This is a genomic window from Microbacterium sp. C-MGS6 (genome assembly GCF_058140415.1).
The window spans coordinates 2,682,816-2,699,676 of record NZ_CM176934.1; the positions used below are offsets into that span (position 1 = coordinate 2,682,816).

The following is a 16,861-nucleotide window of genomic DNA, read 5'->3' on the forward strand; positions in this document are numbered from 1 at the left end:
GAGAGGGAACGCATGCCAGAGAACGCCCCCCTGAGCCCGGTCGCGATCGACGCCGACGGATTCGCCGCGCAGACGGCGGCCATCCTCGGCTCGATCAGCCAGGTGATCGACGGGAAGCCCGAGGCCGTGCGCAGCGCCCTCGTCTGCCTGCTCGCCGAAGGCCATCTGCTCATCGAGGACGTGCCCGGGGTCGGGAAGACCATGCTGGCGCGCGCCCTCGCCGCCACCGTCGATGCCACCGTCCGGCGCATCCAGTTCACCCCGGATCTCCTTCCCGGCGACGTGACGGGCGTGTCCGTCTACAACCCCGTCGACCGCGAGTTCGAGTTCAAACGCGGCGCCATCTTCGCGCACATCGTCATCGCCGACGAGATCAACCGCTCGTCCCCCAAGACCCAGTCGGCGCTGCTGGAGGCCATGGAGGAGGGGCAGGTCACGGTCGACGGCTCCACCCACCGGCTGCCCGATCCGTTCCTCGTGGTCGCCACGCAGAACCCGCTGGAGATGGAGGGCACGTACGCGCTCCCCGAGGCGCAACGCGACCGCTTCATGATGCGCATCTCGATGGGCTACCCCGACCCCGCGGCCGAGGCCCTCATGCTCCGGCAGCGTGACGTCGTGAATCCGCTGGCGACCGTCACCCCCGTCGCGGACGCCGCCGCGATCTCCCAGCTCATCGCGTGGGCGCGCGCCGTGCACGTGGCGCCCGCCCTCGAGGAGTACGCCGTCTCCCTCGCCCAGGCGACGCGGAACGACCCCAGCCTGCACCTCGGCGCCAGCCCGCGGGCCACGCTGCAGCTCGTCCGCGCGGCGAAGGTCTGGGCCGCGCTGGACGGCCGCGACTACGTCATCCCGGACGACATCACCGACCTGCTGATCCCCGTGTTCGCGCACCGGCTGCTCCCCGCCCGCGGGGCCCACCGTGCCGGCGCGCAGCCGGTCGAGGCCGCACTCACCCAGATCGCCGAGCGCGTCCGCGTCCCCGTCGCGACCCGCTCCTGAGGACGCGATCATGCGCCGACGTCGACTGCTCACGCCGCGCGGCACCGGTGCGCTCGTCGCCGCGCTCGGGTGCGTGATCGCGGCCAACGTCCTCGGCGCCAGGATCCTCCTGTACCTCGGGATCCTGCTGGCTGCGCTCACGCTGTTCGCCGCCCTCGCCGTGCGTCTCCCGCGACGCTCCGGAACGGTCAGCCGACAGATCTCGACCGACCTGCTCACGGTCTCGGAGACCTCGCGGGTGACGGTCCGCTTCACGCTGCGCGCCCTCCGGGTCCCGCACGGGCTCTGGCACGACGTCCTCCCCACCGCGGTCGCCGGCGACTCGGGGGGCGAGTATCCCGGGGACACACCCCAGCTGAACTACCTCATCACCGGTGTCCGCCGGGGTGTCTGGCCGCTGGGCCCCCTCCTGCTGCGCACCGTCGACCCGTTCGGTCTCGCCCAGCGCGAGCAGGCCTTCGGCGACACGCGCACCATCACGGTCGTGCCGGAGGTCTTCGCGCTCACCCCGCTCGCCGTGCGGATCGGCGCCGCGGGCGGGACCGCGCACACCTCGTCCACCCGCCTGGGCCAGGGCAGCGACAACCTCTCCCCCCGCGGCTACGCACCGGGTGACTCGATGCGACGCATCCACTGGAGGGCGACGGCGCACCGCGGCGAACTCATGGTCCGGCAGGAGGAGGAGGAGTCGAGCCCCGACGCGGTCGTCGTGCTCGACCGCGCCGCCGGCGGCTGGACCACGGGGACCGATGCCGTCGACCCGGCGTTCGAGGCCGCGGTCTCCCTGTGCGCGTCCGCCGCCGTGCACCTCGCTGCGGAGGGGTACAGCGTCGACGTGCTGGACAGCGCCGGCACGCTCCTCGGCGTGCTCCGCGGACACGAGGACGACAGGGACGGCCTGCTGGTCTCCCTGGCGATGGTGACGCCGCGCGGCGAGAGGCGCGACCTCGCCGCGCTCCTGGGCGGGACACCGCCGGGGCCGCTCGTCTACGTGACCGGTCGGCTGGACGAGGAGGACGCCGCGCTCCTGCGTCCGGCGGGGGCCGCAGCGCCGCTGCTGTTCAGTACCGATCCGCTCCCGGGAACGGAGGACGCCGCCCGCCAGCACGGCTGGACCGTGACCCGGCTCGGCGTCGACGTCGCGGATGCCTGGGACGACGCGCTGTCGGCGCGGACGGGAGCCGCCGATGTTCCGCGCTGAGCGCACGCGACCCGCCCCCGTGCCCGCCGACACCCGCGCACGCTGGCACCGTGACCGGGAGGAGCCGCCGTCCGGTGTCCTCGCTCCGGCGGCCCTCGCCGGCCTCGCGGCCCTCACGGCGCTGTGGCCGTTCACCGCCGTCATCGCTCCGGGGACCTGGTCGTTCGTCGCGACCGTCGTCATCATCGCGGTCGTGGGGGTCGGCGCGCTCGTGCGTCATCTCCTACGCGGGCGTTCGGAGGGTATCGCCGGGCTGCTCGCCCTTGTGGCGCAGGTCATCGTGGCGGTCGGCGTCCTCACGCTGCTCCTCGCCGGAGACACCGCGATCGCGGGGGTCGTGCCGACGCCCCGCACCTTCGGCCTGTTCCAGGCCCTCGCCTCCGCCGCGGCGGAGGAGATCGTCTTCGGTTCGGCCCCGCTGGAGGCCTCCCCGGGGCTTGCGGCCGCCCTCGGAGCAGGCTTCGCGGTCGTCGCGATCCTGCTTGATCTCCTGATCGCGAGTCGCTCCGCCGTGCTCACGACCGTTCTGCTGGGCGTCACCGGTGCGGTGCCCATGATCATCACCCTGGGTGCCCCGAATGTGGCCTGGTTCGCCCTCGCGGCGGTCGTGGCGCTCCTCGTGTTCCGCTTCACTGCACGTCGGCATCCGGAGTCACCGCGCCGCGCGTCGGCCGGCGTCGCGGTCGCCGTCGGTGCCGCCGCGGTCGCGACCACCCTCGTCGTGACGCCGCTGCTCCCGGTCGGCTCGACCATCACCGGCACCGGGGTCGGCGTGACCGTCGATGCCTCGCTACGGCTGGGCGACGATCTGCGGCAGCCGAGTCCGGTCGAGGTGCTGACGGTGGCCGCGAAGACCGACACCGCCCCGTATCTCCGCCTCACGACGCTCTCCCGGTTCGACGGCCGCGTCTGGCAGCCGGATCGCGGGGACCTGCAGTCTCAGGTCGACGGCTTCGGGGATCCGGAGTGGGGGGACGACATCACCACCGCGGAGCAGACGACCTCGATCCGGGTGCTGCGCATGTCGAGCTCCTGGCTCCCGCTGCCGTATCCGGCGACGGAAGTGCAGGGTCTGAGCGCCGCGTGGCGCGTGTCGCCCGAGAACCGCACCCTCTTCTCCCGCCGCGCCGATGCGGTCGGCAACGACTACACGGTCACCTCGCTCCGCGTGACGCCGACCCTGGAGCAGATCCGCGCCGCGGAGGCCGCCCCGCCCCTCGCGGACGCGGAGGACGAGGACGTCGAGCTTCCGGGGATCATCTCCCGGCTGGCGACGGAGGTCACCGCGGACGAGGAGACCGACTACGACCGCCTCGTCGCCCTGCAGAACTGGTTCCGGTCGCAGTTCGAGTACTCGCTGGAGACGCCGGTCGACGAGGGGTTCGACGGGACCGGCGCGGACGCGGTGGCACGATTCCTCGAAGAGCGGTCCGGATACTGCGTGCACTTCGCCGGCTCCTTCGCCCTCATGGCCGAGAGCCTGGGCATGCAGGTGCGCATCGTGGTGGGCTACCTCCCCGGGGCCCTCACGGACGAGAAGCGCGGAGACGAGTCGATCTTCTCGGTGTCGAGCGATCAGCTGCATTCCTGGCCCGAGGTGCTGTTCCCCGGGATCGGCTGGGTGCCGTTCGAGCCGACCGCCTCGCTCGGCGTCCCCACGGCCTTCCGGGCGGGCACGACCGCAGGCGGGACCGGCGGAGGCCCCGCCACTCCTGCGCCGACGACCGCACCGCAGACGGAGGAGACCTCCGGCCCCGAGGTCGATCGGCGGGATGCCGATGCCGGCTCGACGGACTCCGGAGAGCTGCGCCGGCTGGACCCGATGCCGGTGGTCCTCACCGTGCTCGGCGTCGTGGCGCTCCTCCTCCTTCCCGCGCTCGTCCGGCTCGTCGAGCGGCGCCTCCGGCTGCGCCGTGCCGCACGCGGAGACGCCGCCGCGGCCTGGGCGGAACTGCGCGACACCCTGATCGATCTCCGGATCGCGGTCTCGGATGCGGACAGTCCGCGGATGCGGGCCGCCGGGCTCGTCAGGGATGCGGGAGCCGACGAGGCTGCGCTGGGGCGGCTCATCGCGGCGGTGGAGCGCGCCAACTACGCCCGCGCGTCCGCGGCGGAGGACGACCTCGGCGCGCCCTTGCAGTCCGTGCTCGCCAGTCTCCGCGCGCATGTCGACGGGTCGACGCGGGCACGCGCACTGCTGCTGCCGCGGTCGCTCTACGCCCCGCGCGGATCAGACGCCCGGCTCCTGGTGTGACCGTCGTCGTCGCGCCGCTCAGGCCCGCGTCGGCACGGTGGCCGCATGCGCCGGGCACGCGACGGCCTCGCAGTCCGCGCAGACGACGGACTGCACGCGGCACGACGGGTCAGGGCAGTTGGCGGTGCGCTTGGTCGCCGCGCCGCATCCCACGCACACACCGATGACCCGCGCGTGGTCCGAGAAGTCGACGGATCCACGCCCGTCGAAGACGTAGAGCGATCCGTCCCAGAGGCCGTCGTCGCCGAAGGTCTCCCCGTAGCGGACGATGCCGCCCTCCAGCTGATACACCTCGCCGAAGCCGCGGGCGACCATGAGACTCGACAGCACCTCGCAGCGGATGCCGCCGGTGCAGTACGTGACGACGAGCTTGCCCTTCAGGTCGTCGTAGGTGCCGGAGTCGAGCAGGCGCACGAAGTCCCTGGTGGTCTCCGTATCCGGCACGACGGCGCCACGGAAGCGTCCGATCTCGGCCTCCAGCGCGTTCCGTCCGTCGAAGAACACGACCTCGTCCCCGCGCTCGGCGACCAGGGCGTGCAGCTGTTCGGGGGTGAGCCGCGCGCCCCCGCCGACGACGCCGTCCGCGTCGACCCGCAGCTCATCCGGGGCGCCGAACGACACGATCTCGTCGCGCACCTTCACACTCAACTTCGGGAAGTCGAGGCTGCGACCCGACGCGTCGAGCCCGGTGCCCTCGCTCCACTTGATGTCGGCGTCGCGGAAGGGCGCATAGGAGCGGAATGACCGCACCCATTTCTTCAGCACCGGGAGGTCGCCGCCGAGAGTGCCGTTGATGCCCTGCGACGAGATCAGCAGCCGACCGCGCAGCCCCAACGCCTCGCCGAGATCGCGCTGCCAGACGCGGATGGCCTCCGGGTCGGCGAGCGGGGTGAACGCGTAGAAGAGGAGGATCTTGGGGGTGGCCACCCAGGAATCCTACGTCGCCTCCCGCGGGCCTAGGTCACGTCCCGCCGCAGGAACACGGCCGATCCCGCCCCCACGGCGAGGAGGATCCAGCCCGCCGCGATCGGCGCCGCCAGCAGCCCGAGTCCTCCGCCCGCCGGGATGCCGATGGCGGACCCGTCGAACCGGAAGGCGTCGAGCAGAGCAGGAAGAGGCAGGTAGACGGCGCCGGCGCTCCAGAACATCGCCACGAGCAGCCCGACCCCCATCGAGAACGCGGTGACGAACAGCGCCGCGAGATGCGCCTGCACGACGATGCCGACCCCCAGGCCCCAGAGGGCGGCGGCCGCGCCGAGGGCGAGGGCGGCCATGACGGCGGACGGATGCACGGGGATCCCGCCCATCGTGACGAACAGCGCCGCGCGGCCGCCGAGGACGGCCGCGACCGCGACGACCGCGCCGCCCAGCGCCGAGGCAGGCATACGGACGACGAGCATCGCCCACCGGGACTCCAGCATCAGTCGCTGCGCGACGACACCGTCCCGTCGGTCGATCGTGTAGCGGAAGGAACCGTAGACGGCGGCGAGGATGCCGGCGTAGGTCGCGAGCACGGCGTCGAACGGGGCCACCAGTCCTTCCCGCGCCTCCCGTGGCGCATCGCCGAGCTCCGCCGGGATGCTGGTCGCCAGGGACAGGGACAGCACGAAGGCCGCCAGTGCCATCCCGAGGAGGACGACATCCCCGGCCGCGCTGCGCGCCTGCGCCCGCAGCGCCCGACCGATCACGCGACGCTCCGGCGTCCTCGGACGGCGGCGAGCGCGACGAGACCGATCGCCCACGCCACCCCGATGCCGAGGGCAGGCGCGAAGGCGAGCAGCCGTCCCTGGTACTCCGGCACGCTCAGCGCGGCGATGGCCATCCCGGGTGAGAACCGCGCGACCTCCGGTGCCGTCCGCAGCAGCGCGAACTCCAGCGCCATCGGGAAGACGAGGACGATGATCGCCGTCGCGTAGTAGTTCCGGGTGATCCAGCCGATCGCCCCGCCGATGAGAGCACCGAGGACGACCCCGGCCACGGCCCCGGCGATGATCCGCCATGCCTCGGCGGTGAAGACGAGCGCGAGCCCGTGGCGCGCGAGCAGGAGGGAGATCGCGAGCGTCCACAGCAGGAAGACGACGCCGGCCAGCGCCAGGGCGATGAGGACACCGGCGACCAGTTTCCCTCGGAAGGCGCGACGGAAGCCGACCGCCGTGAGCGTGCGGTCCATGGAGCCGTAGTAGTACTCCCGCGTCACGGGGTAGGCACCGACGAACGCCGCCGAGACGACCGACCACGCGAGCGGCTCCAGCAGTCGCGCCGTCGCCGCGCCGGCGTCGAGGCCGTCCAGAGCGAAACGCGAGCCGTCGGAGAAGAGCACGAACGTCGGCATGAGGACGGCGACGAGGTACACGGCGAGGATCGACAGCCCGCTCACCGCGCGCAGCAGCTCGCTGCGGATCACGCCGCTCACGCCGGGGCTCCCTCGACGAGGTCGAAGTACCGGCTCTCGAGCGAGTCGGCCCCGCCGGTGACCAGATCGTCCAGCCGTCCGGCGAAGAGCGCCCGACGCTTGATCACGACGACCTCGTCCACGACCTGCTCGAGTTCGGGGAGCTGATGACTGGAGACGAGGACCGTGCCGCCGCGTTCGGCGAAACCGCGGAGGAACCGGCGCAGCCAGCGGATGCCGTCGGGATCCAGCCCGTTGGCCGGTTCGTCGAGGATGAGCGTCCGCGGCGCGCCGATCAATGCGGCGGCCAGCCCGAGCCGCTGGGCCATGCCCGTCGAGTACGTCTTCACGCGGCGACGCGCATCGGCGGCCAGCCCGACCTCGCCGAGGACCTCGTCGACGCGGTCGCGGGGCGCCCCGGCGGCGAGGCGGCAGATCTCCAGATGCCGTCGCCCCGAGATGCCCGGCTCGAAGCCGAACCCGTCCATGTGGACGCCGACGTGCACGGCGGGGTTGTCGAGCGCACCGAACGGGGCCCCGTCGATGAGGGTCTCTCCTCCGGTCGGGCGCACGAGGCCGACGATCGCGCGCAGCGTCGTCGACTTCCCTGCGCCGTTCGGTCCGAGCAGCCCGACGATCGCTCCGCGGGGCACGGCGAACGACAGGTCCTCGACGGCGGTGCGGTGTCCGAACCTCTTGGTCAGGCCGCGCACCTCGATGGCGTGCTGATTCATGGTCATCCTCTCTCCTCCTCGCTCGTGGGGGTCGCCAGCGGCGACACGGCCGCCGCCCAGAGCGCATGCCACAGCGGGGTCGTGCCCAGCTCGACCCGCGCCTGTCCGGCTGCCGGCAGGGCGCTCCTGTCCCCGGTCACCTCGACCTCCGCAACGGCCGTCGCCGCGACAGTCACCCCGGGCACCCTGACCGGGTACAGCGCCTCGATCGGGACCTCGGCCTCCGCCGCAGGCTGGACCGCGGTCCTCCCCTCACCCCGGTCCTCGTTCGCGAGGATCCCCCGCGTCGACAGGATGACGCGTGCACCGTCCGGGAGGTCTGCACCGGCGCCCGATCCTCCGCGGACCAGGACCACGCGGTCGTCGTCCACCCGGAACCCGAGTGTCGCGGCCGTCGGGACCGGGATGAGGATGCCGGCGGCCACCGTGCCGACGGCGAGCGCGGCGGTCACCGCGACGAGACGAGTCCGGGAGACACCGGATCGCCGCACACGGATCAGCGCGCGCACCAGGAGGGCGACGCCCACCACGACCACGACGCTCTCCAGGGCGAGCACGACGAGGCTCGCCCCCGGCCCGCCTCCGGCGAGCAGCTGTGCGGTCCGCACGACCGCGAACAGCACCATCACGACCGGCGCCATCAGACAGCACAGGCCGAACGGCACGCTCCACCACCGCTCCAGCGCCCGAGGCTGCCGCGGGCCGCCGAACAGGACGCGGGCGAGGAAGCCCGCGCCGTCGCGGACCGTCCTCCCCCGGAGATTCGGTTCGTCCAGCGCACTCATCAACGCGATGTACCCGTCGAACCGCACGAACGGGATCAGGTTCACGAGGACGACGACAGTACAGGAGATCGCGAGGAGCAGCAGCGTCTCGCGGGCCGTCGACACCGGCAGGCCGAGAGCCGCGAGCATCGCCACCGCCGCCGCGGTGGCGTGAACGGCCGGACCGGCGAGCGCGATCGCCACACGATGCCGACGGTCGGCGAGCCGCCATCCGTCCGTCACATCGACGAAGAACGCGGGCGTGAGGTAGAAGAGCATGAACCCGGCGCGTCGGGGCCGACCGCCCAGCCGGGTGAGGGTGAGCCCGTGCGCGGCCTCGTGGAACAGCGTCGCGAGTCCCAGCGCCGCGACGACGACGACGAAGCCGGTGAGCGGTAGGGGGCGCGTGAGCACGTTCCTGAGATCGCCGGCCTGCAGGATCGCGGCGACGGCCCCGGCGACGAGCACCGCGGCGACGGCCGCGAGGGCTGCTCGGCGCGGGACGGGGACGACCAGCCGGTCCAGGCGCGCGAAGAGGGCGGGCGCACGGAGCGTCGCGAACTGCAGGGTGAACGGCGGCCGGTAGGCGACGCTGCCGGGCGGGCGGGACGCGCCCCCGTCCAGGAGACCGTTGTCGCGGAAGCGCTCCACCAGTCGCAGCACGCTCTCGTCGGTCGCCTCCGGCGCGAAGCGTACCCGCAGCGCGGAGACCGGGGTCCGGCCGTCCATCGCCGTCAGCAGGTCGACCACCGCCCGGGACAGCCGCGCGGACGGGACACCCTGCACCGTGGCGAGCCACACGGAGCCCTCGCCGGTGGGCTCGAAATCCACGCCGGTCGCCAGAGCGGGACACGTCTCCGCGGTGAGGGGGTCCCGCCCTCGTCCGCGCTGTCGCCACAGGGACCGGGAATCCGCGGCGGTCATCGCGCACCCCCTCGATCCCCGGAGGGAGACGTCGTGAGGAGCAGGATCTCCCCGGGGACCGGCGTCCGCACCGGAGAGATCCGGGGCGCCATGAAGCCGGCCGCGACGAGTTCGTCGGCCAGGATCTCGGGGCTCAGCACGTGCAGCCGGCTCGTGAGCACCGGCACCTCCGCGCCCGGGGCGATATCGGCGAGACGGACCCAGTTGACCACCCGTACGGCGCCGTCGTCCTCGATCTGCTGCGCGAACAGGTAGGGCTCGTCTCCGGCGCTTCCGGGAACCACGATCTCGCGGTCGGCCGTCACCGCGAGGCGGTCCGCCGACGCTCTGCCCGCGACGGTGAGGGCGAAGACACCGGTGGAGTCGAGATGACGTCGGACACCCGCGTAGAGACGCGCCCGGCCCTCCCGGTCGAGCACCGTGATGGAGGTCGCCCCGAGGATGACCAGACCGTACCGCCCGTCGAGCGCGAGGTCGCGCATGTCCGCGACGACGCACTCGACCGTCCCGCCGTGCGGAACGGCTCCGCGGAGGCGCGCGAGCATGTCCGCCGAGAGATCGACCGCCGTGACGTGATGCCCGGAGCGCACGAGCGGCACCGTCAGCCGTCCGCTCCCGGCGGCGAGGTCGAGGACGGGACCGGGGACCGCGCGCGCGAGCACCAGGACCTCCCGGACCTCCGCCCGGTCCGGGCCGACGAGCCGGTCGTAGAAGTCTGTGCCGACCCCGGCGTACAGATCCTGCCCGCGGGCTGTCGCGCCGACCAGGTCGAGCCGTGCCGCCACGGTCTCGGTGATCAGGGATGTCATCCGTGCATCGCCTCTCCTCGCAGGGATGGTCGGGGGGTGCGGGCGGACGATCCCGCCCGCACCCTCTGTCAGGTCGCGATGGCGGCGGCTCCGCCGATGATCGCGATGATGTAGCTCGCGTGCTCCCACCACTCGAGCGGGGTGTCGATCTGTTCGAGTTCCAGGAACTCCAGCGACGTGGTCTGCAACGTGCACCTCCTAGGTCAGAGCGAGAATTCCGATGATCACGCCCACGGCGAAGCCGCGGATGTAGTCGTCGGCATCGCCCGGCGCATCCATGGCCTCGAGTTCGGTGAACTCGAGCGCCGGCAGTGCTGCGGTCATGCGTCCCTCCTTCCTCTGTCTGATCCGGATGCGGCCAGGCGGCATCAGGTGGCGGCTGCCGCGCCGATCCCGATGAGGACCAGCGCGCCGATCACGCCCTGGTAGAAGCTGTCCCAGCTGGGCGCCTCCATCGGGTCGAGCTCCTGGAACCGGATGCTCATCTCCGTGCTGTCGTTCATTCACATCACCTCCTCTCGGCCGTTCGGGGCCGGCGATCGCCGACCGGGGGCGTGCTCCACCGGGAGTCGTGGAGCACGGCGCGGATGTCCGTGGCACGGATTCCGCGCAGCATGGGTCGGTGGTCTCCCCAGGCGGTCTCGACCGCAGCGGCGACCCGATCGATCTCCCGTGCGCTCGGGCGCGGCGGTGACGGGAGGTCTGCCTGATCGACGAGCGCGGCGATGCCGGCGGCCGGCTCGCGGGGTAGCCCGGTCGCGCCCACGACGCCCGTCCAGAACGCGTCGAGGCTGACGCGATCGCCCCAGCGGAGATCGCCCGCGCCGATCCGACGCCAGACCGCGGCGATGACCGCCACGGTGGCCGTCATCTTGCGGACGCCGAGATGGAAGGCGACCTCGTTCGCGAGGTACCAGTGTCGGGCGCTGTACGGATCGGGTCCGCGGAGCGCTGCCGTGCGCTGGGTGGCGGCGCTCAGGCGCGCGAGACGCAGGCGCCCCGCCGCCGATATCGCTTCGCCGGCTGCGACCTCGAGGAGAGCGCGGCCGAGCAGCCTCGCGTCGCGCTCCGCTCGCTCCGTCCGCGGGCTCGTCGATGCTCCGGCCACCCGGAGGAAGGCCTCCAGCGCCCCTTCCCGCACGGCAGCGGGGCTGAGCGTGGCGAGCCGTTCGGGATCGAGGACGGCGTGACGCGGGCGCAGCGGTCGACCGATGAGGAGCCGGGACCCGTACCTGTTCCGGAGGATGGCGACGCTGTTCGTCTCCGAGGACGTGCCGAGTGTCGACGGCATCGCGATGATGTCGACGGGCGGAGGCGCGTCGGGCAGGACCGTGAGCGCTGCCGTCGCCGCGTGCCGGAGGGCGAAGTCGAAGAGGCGTCCGGGGCTGAGCGCCAGGGCCGCGATCTTGCTCGCATCGAGGACGCTTCCGCCTCCGACGGCCACGATGACCTCGGGCGGGCGCCGGATGATCTCGTCGGCGATCAGGAGGACCCCGACCTCGTCCACCGCGGAGGCGTCCACCGTCATCCTCCGCACCTGCTGTGCGGTCGGAAAGGTGTGCGCGACGGCCGCGTCGGCGATCACGAGCGTGTGCCGCCCCGCCGTCAGACGCCCCGTCGTCTCTCGGGCGCGGGGCCCGTGCCACAGTGTGGGGACGCGGCCGGCGAAGGGCGCGCTCATGCCGCCGCCTCCCGCACGCGCGCCAGACCGGCCCGCACGGCACGATCGGTCTCGGCCAGTTCCGCCGGCGAGAAGCCGTAGGCGGGGATGAGCTGGAAGGAGCTCGGACCGGGGTGGACCACGACGCCGCTGTCGGAGATGGCGGACACCACCTCCAGGACCTCGGTGCCGGAGAGCGGGGAGTCGTCGGGCCGGCGGAGCCCCAGGCCGACGAAGCAGCCGGAGCCGGTGACATCGGTGACGATGCCCTCGTCCTGCCAGCTCCGGGCGAGGCGGTGCAGCGCGGTCGCCAGTGCCTGGGCGGTCGCCTCGACGTCGATACGGCGGAGCTCGTCGATCACGGCGAGAACCGCCGCGGCGCAGGCCGGCGTGCCCGCCTGCGTCTCCCCGTGGACGAAGGTCCACCCGCCGCGCGCGTAGGCCATCGCGATGCGGTGTCCGACGAGGAGCACGGCGGCCCCCATCGCGCCGTTCGTCAGCGCCTTCGACAGGATGAGGACATCCGGAGCGGACGTCCAGCGGTCGGTGGCGAACAGGGAGCCGGTGCGGCCGAAGCCGGTCGCGACCTCGTCCGCGACCAGCAGGAACCCGTGCCGCTCCCGCAGCTCCAGGAGACGGCGGACGAAGGCGTCGGACAGGGCGTGGGCGCCGCTGCCCAGGACCGGCTCCACCACGACCGAGGCGACGCGGGACCCCTCGCGCTCCAGCAGCGCCGCGAGCTCCTCCCCGTCGTCGGAGTGCGACACGTGCCGCACCGTCCGCCGGTCGACGCCGTAGACGGACTGCAGCAGGTCGTCGCCGCTCAGCACGTGACTGCCGTACATCGTGCCGTGATAGCTGCCGCGGAGACCGACGACGAGGGATCGAGAGCCCGCGCCCTGCTGCGCCCAGTACTGCCGCGCGAGCTTCATCGCGGCATCGTTGGCCGCCCCGCCCGATGTGGAGAAGATCACGCGGCGGTAGCGCTCGGAACCCGCGAGGGCGATGAGGGCGTCGGCGGCATCCTCGGCGTACCGGTGCGGTGCGCGGAACAGCGACAGATACGAGGCGTCGTGCGCGGCCCTGTTCACCGCTTCGGCGACCCGGGGGTTGCCGAAGCCGAGGGGGACGTTCCACAGCCCGCTCGTCGCGCACAGACGGTGGGAGCCGTCGGCGTAGGAGATCCGATGCCCGGAGGCGCCCACCGCCACGCGATCCGGAGGGAAGGCGGTGTCGGCGGGGAGCATGGATGTCCACAGCGCGTGCGGCACGCTCATCGGGTGCCGCCGCTCTGGCCGCTCTCGACCGGACGGCCGAGATGGAGGCCGAGCACCTCCAGCGCCTCGAGGCAGAGTCGCCGCGCATGCGCGTCGGGCACTCCGCACGCCCGTGCCACGCGAGCCGCCGCCAGCCCGCGCGTCCGCGAGGTCTGGATCGCGTCGACCACGGTGGCGGTCAGCGGGGACAGCAGGTGCCGGCGCCGCGTCCCGACATCGGCGAGCAGGAACCCCTCGGCGGTGTCGAGCAGGAACGGATCGGTGGCCTCGGGCTCCGCATCCGCCAGGCCGTCGTCGAGGAGCGTCCACCCGAAGCCCGCGATCCGGCCGGTGCCGTTCGGCAGGCGGAGCATCTTCCGGAGATCGGCCGCATCGAGGTACCGGCCGATCCACAGCCGGGCGTCGAGTTCGGTGATGAGGTCGGCCGAGCCGGGCACGCCGCCCAGCGCCGATGCCTCGGGCAGGGCCTGCCCGAGGACGGCGGGGAGGTCGCGCACGTGACCGATCTCCTGCCCTTGCAGCCCGAGGTGCACGCCACCGTCCGCGTCGATGCGCAGGGCGCTCGGAGTCTCCACCTCGTGCGGCCGCGCGAGAACGTGGCGACCCGCGAGCAGCACCCGGGGGTCGAGCATCGCGGCGGCGAAGACCCCGGTGCTGCGGGCGAGATCGGCGTCGTCGAGGAAGGCGCGCCAGCTCGCCTCGTCGAAGAAGCGCACGGCCGTCGGTCCGATGATCTGGACGAACGAGGCCGCGATGTAGTCCTGGAGCTCGACGCCGCGCTCCGCCAGGAAGAACTCGTCGCCGAGGTCGGCGAGCGTTCCGCTGTAACCGACGATCCTCGCCGTCCCCGGCCGCGACGTCGATTCGAGGGGCTGGAAGATCACATCCTCGGGCCCTGCCGCCGCAGCGACAGCGTCCGCCCCCGCCTCGGTCTCCCGCAGGAACACGCGGGTGCGGGCCTCCCGCGCTCCCGTGACCCACGCCCGCAGGGCGTGCGGGCCGAGGAGCGGGTCTTCGCCCGTCGGTCCCTCGTCGCGTCGTGCCGTCGTCGCACTCGTCCCCATGATCCCCCCAGAGAACCGGATCCGTCTGACGCCTTTGCGTCTTCATATGAAGATATCCAGACCTCTGATGACGTGCAATATAACAGCTTTCACCGCCGCGCCCGGTGATCGCCGGTATGTCACGAGGTCGGCGGGACATCGGATAGGATGGACAGGTTGTTCCCTGGTGACGTGTCCGAGCGGCCGAAGGAGCACGCTTGGAAAGCGTGTGTTGTGCAAGCAACCGCGGGTTCGAATCCCGCCGTCACCGCCATAGACGAAGAAGACCTCCGCATCGCGGAGGTCTTCTCTCGTTTCGGGTGCCGTCAGCCGTCGAAGCGCACCCCGTACGTCAGACCACCCGGTCCGGACGGCAGCCGGGTCATGCCGAGCCGCTCGTAGAAGGCGGCCGCGCCGCTGTTCGCGGGGTCCATCCCCAGATGCAGGGCCGGGACACCGCGTCGGCGCAACTCGGCGAAGAGCGTCTCGATGAGACCGCGCCCCAGCCCCTGCCCCTGGGTCTCCGGCAGCAGGTCGATGTGCAGATGCGCCGGATACTCCGCCGCGGTCGGCTCGACGCCCGGCTCCCTCGTGTACCCGTACTCGATCAGCTTCTGCTCGCGTGTCTGCGGGTCGGCCGACCGCGGATAGCGCGCGTGAAGGGTGGGCCACCACTCATCACGGAACCAGGCGTAGAACGCGTCGGTGTCGTCGGTGGCGACGATGTAGCCGATGGTGCGCCCGTCCTCCGCCTCCACGACCCAGGCGAGGTCCGGGTGCCGCTCGGCGTACGGCACCGCGAAGAGGTTCCCCCAGAGCTCGTCATCGGACAGCACCCCGGTGGCGTCTCCCCCGGCGTCGGCCGTCCGCAGGCAGATCTCGAACATCGCCGCGCGATCGGTCGGACGGTAGGGACGGATACGCGACACGGAGGCTCCTCGGGCAGGTCAGGTTCCGCTCAGCCTATCGGCGCGTGCGGTCGCCTCGACGTCGCGTCGCACCCACGGCACCAGCCAGGCCGCCAGCACGAGGACGACCCCGGCCCCGACGAACGCACCCCCGAGCGTGTCCGTCGCCCAGTGCACCGACAGGAAGGTGCGCGACAGAGCCATGAGCACGATCCATGCGGCCCCCACGATCGCCACCCACACCCGCGGGAAGAGCACCCACAGCACGAGGGCGATGGTCGCCGCGTTCGCGGTGTGGCCGGACGGGAACGAGCCGTAATCGCTCACGACGAGCATGTCGTGCGGTCGGGCACGGCCGAAGATGTTCTTCAGGAGCTGCACGGCGCCCGCGCTGACGAGGAAGCAGAGCGCGGCGAACAGCGCACCCCGCCATCGCCGCAGGAGCAGCAGGACGAGGATCGTCCCCAGCGGCACGGCGAGGATGGCGACCCAGCCGCCGCCGATCCAGTTCAGCGCGAGGGCGAAGCTCAGCATCCAGTCCGCGCGGACCGCGGCGATCGTGTCGTTCCACCACTGGTCGAGGCCCGGCGTCTGCGGATACACGAAGACGACGAGAGCGCCGAGGGCAGTGGCCAGGAGGAGGCAGGCGACGCCCCACCACAGCAGCATCCGTCGATTCATCGTCCCATTGTGACGGACGCCCCCGCGATCGCGGGTCGGCGTGCCGGTCAGCGGGCGATGCGGGCGAGCCCCTCCTCGAGATCCGCGATGAGGTCGGCCACGTCCTCGATGCCGACGGAGAGACGCACGACGTTCTCCGGGACGGCGAGCTCGGTTCCGCGGACCGACGCGTGCGTCATCTCCGGCGGGTAGCCGATGAGCGACTCCACGCCGCCGAGGGACTCGGCGAGCTGGAACACGGTCGTGCTCTCGGCGAAGGCCCGGGCAGCGTCCGCCCCCGCGGCGAGGCCCAGCGACAGCATCCCGCCGAAGCCACTCATCTGCCGCGCGGCGATCTCGTGACCGGGGTGCGAGGCGAGGCCCGGGTAGAAGACCTGCGCGAACTCCGGCCGCGCCTGCGCCCACTCGGCGATCGCCTGGGCGTTCTCGGAGTGCTGCCGCATCCGCACGGCGAGGGTCTTGATGCCCCGGGTCGTCAGCCAGGCATCCAGCGGCGCCGAGACCGCGCCCACCGCGAACTGCTGGAACTTCACGGCCTCGACGAAGCGGTCGTCGCCGAAGACGACGGCGCCGCCGAGCACGTCGGAGTGCCCGCCGAGGTACTTCGTCGTCGAGTGCACGACGAGGTCCGCGCCGAGCGCGAGCGGCTGCTGCAGAGCCGGCGAGGCGAACGTGTTGTCGACCACGACGAGCACCCCGGCCGCGTGCGCCACCTCGGCGATGAGTGCGATGTCGATGACCTTCAGCAGAGGGTTGCTCGGCGTCTCCAGCCACACGATGCGGGTCTCGGGACGGATGGCCGCCCGGATCACCTCGACGTCGGAGAGCTCGACCGTGGTCGTGTCGATCCCCCACGGCGCGAGCACCTTCGTGAGCAGGCGGTAGGTGCCGCCGTAGACGTCGTTGCCGAGAAGCACGTGGTCGCCGGGCTTGAGGATGCCGCGGAGCAGACCGTCCTCCGCCGCGAGCCCCGAGGCGAACGACAGGGCCCCGACCCCGCCCTCGAGAGCGGCGAGCTGCGTTTCCAAGGAGGAGCGCGTCGGGTTGCCCGCGCGGTTGTACTCGTAGCCCTCGCGGAACCCTCCGATGCCGTCCTGCACGTGCGTCGACGCCTGATAGATCGGCGGGATGATCGCCCCGGTGATCGGGTCGGGCGCCTGTCCGGCGTGGATGGCTCGTGTGGCGAAGGCGTGGGCGTGGTCGGACATGCTC

General features: G+C 72.5%; 18 protein-coding genes and 1 tRNA gene. 4 read left to right on the forward strand and 15 right to left on the reverse strand.

Features of this window, described 5'->3' with window-relative positions:
• Positions 1 to 12 precede the first annotated feature (12 nt).
• From AC3B5L_RS13180 to AC3B5L_RS13190, 3 genes are read left to right on the forward strand one after another with little or no spacing between them, the layout of a single operon-like run.
• On the forward strand, positions 13 to 1,002 hold the full coding sequence (locus AC3B5L_RS13180) for an AAA family ATPase (RefSeq protein ID WP_187662170.1): 990 nt from the start codon (positions 13 to 15) through the stop codon (positions 1,000 to 1,002).
• A 10-nt stretch (positions 1,003 to 1,012) separates the two neighbouring features.
• Complete coding sequence (locus tag AC3B5L_RS13185; protein ID WP_259951376.1) at positions 1,013 to 2,203, forward strand: DUF58 domain-containing protein; 1,191 nt, start codon at positions 1,013 to 1,015, stop codon at positions 2,201 to 2,203.
• On the forward strand, positions 2,190 to 4,457 hold the full coding sequence (locus AC3B5L_RS13190; RefSeq protein ID WP_259951375.1) for a transglutaminase TgpA family protein: 2,268 nt from the start codon (positions 2,190 to 2,192) through the stop codon (positions 4,455 to 4,457). Before AC3B5L_RS13185 ends, AC3B5L_RS13190 begins: the two co-directional genes overlap by 14 nt.
• 18 nt (positions 4,458 to 4,475) lie before the next feature.
• Here AC3B5L_RS13190 and trhO read toward each other — a convergent pair whose 3' ends face one another.
• From trhO to mpaB, 12 genes are all read right to left on the reverse strand, one after another.
• On the reverse strand, positions 4,476 to 5,384 hold the full coding sequence (trhO, locus tag AC3B5L_RS13195; protein WP_259951374.1) for an oxygen-dependent tRNA uridine(34) hydroxylase TrhO: 909 nt from the start codon (positions 5,382 to 5,384) through the stop codon (positions 4,476 to 4,478).
• Between the two features lie 29 nt (positions 5,385 to 5,413).
• Entirely contained in the window at positions 5,414 to 6,145 is a 732-nt protein-coding gene (locus AC3B5L_RS13200) for a hypothetical protein (RefSeq protein WP_259951373.1), read from the reverse strand.
• Positions 6,142 to 6,870 carry an ABC transporter permease gene (locus tag AC3B5L_RS13205; RefSeq protein WP_259951372.1) on the reverse strand — a complete coding sequence of 243 codons (729 nt, stop codon included), beginning with the start codon at positions 6,868 to 6,870 and terminating at the stop codon, positions 6,142 to 6,144. The genes AC3B5L_RS13200 and AC3B5L_RS13205 overlap by 4 nt, the downstream gene beginning before the upstream one ends.
• Positions 6,867 to 7,589, reverse strand: a complete 723-nt coding sequence (locus AC3B5L_RS13210; protein ID WP_259951371.1) for an ATP-binding cassette domain-containing protein — start codon at positions 7,587 to 7,589, stop codon at positions 6,867 to 6,869. The genes AC3B5L_RS13205 and AC3B5L_RS13210 overlap by 4 nt, the downstream gene beginning before the upstream one ends.
• Positions 7,586 to 9,271, reverse strand: a complete 1,686-nt coding sequence (mpaP, locus tag AC3B5L_RS13215; protein WP_490095858.1) for a daptide biosynthesis intramembrane metalloprotease — start codon at positions 9,269 to 9,271, stop codon at positions 7,586 to 7,588. Before mpaP ends, AC3B5L_RS13210 begins: the two co-directional genes overlap by 4 nt.
• The gene (gene mpaM, locus AC3B5L_RS13220) at positions 9,268 to 10,080 is read right to left on the reverse strand and encodes a daptide-type RiPP biosynthesis methyltransferase (protein WP_259951369.1); all 813 of its coding nucleotides are present in this window, start codon (positions 10,078 to 10,080) and stop codon (positions 9,268 to 9,270) included. Before mpaM ends, mpaP begins: the two co-directional genes overlap by 4 nt.
• 68 nt (positions 10,081 to 10,148) lie before the next feature.
• On the reverse strand, positions 10,149 to 10,268 hold the full coding sequence (mpaA3, locus tag AC3B5L_RS13225) for an MpaA3 family daptide-type RiPP (RefSeq protein ID WP_292788270.1): 120 nt from the start codon (positions 10,266 to 10,268) through the stop codon (positions 10,149 to 10,151).
• A gap of 10 nt (positions 10,269 to 10,278) precedes the next feature.
• On the reverse strand, positions 10,279 to 10,404 hold the full coding sequence (gene mpaA2, locus AC3B5L_RS13230; protein ID WP_257721411.1) for an MpaA2 family daptide-type RiPP: 126 nt from the start codon (positions 10,402 to 10,404) through the stop codon (positions 10,279 to 10,281).
• 44 nt (positions 10,405 to 10,448) lie between these two features.
• Entirely contained in the window at positions 10,449 to 10,583 is a 135-nt protein-coding gene (mpaA1, locus tag AC3B5L_RS13235) for an MpaA1 family daptide-type RiPP (protein ID WP_259951368.1), read from the reverse strand.
• 5 nt (positions 10,584 to 10,588) lie between these two features.
• Positions 10,589 to 11,761 (reverse strand): daptide-type RiPP biosynthesis dehydogenase, encoded by a 1,173-nt coding sequence (gene mpaC, locus AC3B5L_RS13240; protein ID WP_259951367.1) that lies wholly within the window; start codon positions 11,759 to 11,761, stop codon positions 10,589 to 10,591.
• Positions 11,758 to 13,017 (reverse strand): daptide-type RiPP biosynthesis aminotransferase, encoded by a 1,260-nt coding sequence (mpaD, locus tag AC3B5L_RS13245; RefSeq protein ID WP_490095859.1) that lies wholly within the window; start codon positions 13,015 to 13,017, stop codon positions 11,758 to 11,760. The genes mpaC and mpaD overlap by 4 nt, the downstream gene beginning before the upstream one ends.
• Positions 13,014 to 14,081: a daptide biosynthesis RiPP recognition protein gene (mpaB, locus tag AC3B5L_RS13250; RefSeq protein ID WP_490095860.1), complete on the reverse strand. Its 1,068-nt coding sequence runs from the start codon at positions 14,079 to 14,081 to the stop codon at positions 13,014 to 13,016. The genes mpaD and mpaB overlap by 4 nt, the downstream gene beginning before the upstream one ends.
• Before the next feature lie 165 nt (positions 14,082 to 14,246).
• Between mpaB and AC3B5L_RS13255 the strand changes: the two genes are divergently transcribed.
• Positions 14,247 to 14,334: transfer RNA gene (locus tag AC3B5L_RS13255), tRNA-Ser, on the forward strand.
• A gap of 52 nt (positions 14,335 to 14,386) precedes the next feature.
• On the opposite strand, the gene AC3B5L_RS13260 is transcribed toward AC3B5L_RS13255, so the two are convergent.
• Genes AC3B5L_RS13260 through AC3B5L_RS13270 form a run of 3 tightly spaced genes read right to left on the reverse strand, consistent with a single transcriptional unit; the run spans position 14,387 to position 16,857 of the window.
• On the reverse strand, positions 14,387 to 14,989 hold the full coding sequence (locus tag AC3B5L_RS13260; protein ID WP_259951364.1) for a GNAT family N-acetyltransferase: 603 nt from the start codon (positions 14,987 to 14,989) through the stop codon (positions 14,387 to 14,389).
• Positions 14,990 to 15,007: 18 nt separating this feature from the next.
• The gene (locus AC3B5L_RS13265) at positions 15,008 to 15,649 is read right to left on the reverse strand and encodes a phosphatase PAP2 family protein (protein ID WP_232089083.1); all 642 of its coding nucleotides are present in this window, start codon (positions 15,647 to 15,649) and stop codon (positions 15,008 to 15,010) included.
• 47 nt (positions 15,650 to 15,696) lie between these two features.
• Positions 15,697 to 16,857 carry a cystathionine gamma-synthase gene (locus AC3B5L_RS13270; RefSeq protein ID WP_259951363.1) on the reverse strand — a complete coding sequence of 387 codons (1,161 nt, stop codon included), beginning with the start codon at positions 16,855 to 16,857 and terminating at the stop codon, positions 15,697 to 15,699.
• Positions 16,858 to 16,861 lie beyond the last annotated feature (4 nt).

Bases quoted from the DNA above. Each gene is read 5' to 3' on its own strand.
- AC3B5L_RS13180 (WP_187662170.1), top strand. From the start codon at position 13: ATGCCAGAGAACGCCCCCCTGAGCCCGGTCGCGATCGACGCCGACGGA.
- AC3B5L_RS13185 (WP_259951376.1), top strand. From the start codon at position 1,013: ATGCGCCGACGTCGACTGCTCACGCCGCGCGGCACCGGTGCGCTCGTC.
- AC3B5L_RS13190 (WP_259951375.1), top strand. From the start codon at position 2,190: ATGTTCCGCGCTGAGCGCACGCGACCCGCCCCCGTGCCCGCCGACACC.
- AC3B5L_RS13210 (WP_259951371.1), bottom strand. From the start codon at position 7,589: ATGACCATGAATCAGCACGCCATCGAGGTGCGCGGCCTGACCAAGAGG.
- mpaP (WP_490095858.1), bottom strand. From the start codon at position 9,271: ATGACCGCCGCGGATTCCCGGTCCCTGTGGCGACAGCGCGGACGAGGG.
- mpaM (WP_259951369.1), bottom strand. From the start codon at position 10,080: ATGACATCCCTGATCACCGAGACCGTGGCGGCACGGCTCGACCTGGTC.
- mpaA2 (WP_257721411.1), bottom strand. From the start codon at position 10,404: ATGACCGCAGCACTGCCGGCGCTCGAGTTCACCGAACTCGAGGCCATG.
- mpaA1 (WP_259951368.1), bottom strand. From the start codon at position 10,583: ATGAACGACAGCACGGAGATGAGCATCCGGTTCCAGGAGCTCGACCCG.
- mpaC (WP_259951367.1), bottom strand. From the start codon at position 11,761: ATGAGCGCGCCCTTCGCCGGCCGCGTCCCCACACTGTGGCACGGGCCC.
- mpaD (WP_490095859.1), bottom strand. From the start codon at position 13,017: ATGAGCGTGCCGCACGCGCTGTGGACATCCATGCTCCCCGCCGACACC.
- mpaB (WP_490095860.1), bottom strand. From the start codon at position 14,081: ATGGGGACGAGTGCGACGACGGCACGACGCGACGAGGGACCGACGGGC.
- AC3B5L_RS13265 (WP_232089083.1), bottom strand. From the start codon at position 15,649: ATGAATCGACGGATGCTGCTGTGGTGGGGCGTCGCCTGCCTCCTCCTG.
- AC3B5L_RS13270 (WP_259951363.1), bottom strand. From the start codon at position 16,857: ATGTCCGACCACGCCCACGCCTTCGCCACACGAGCCATCCACGCCGGA.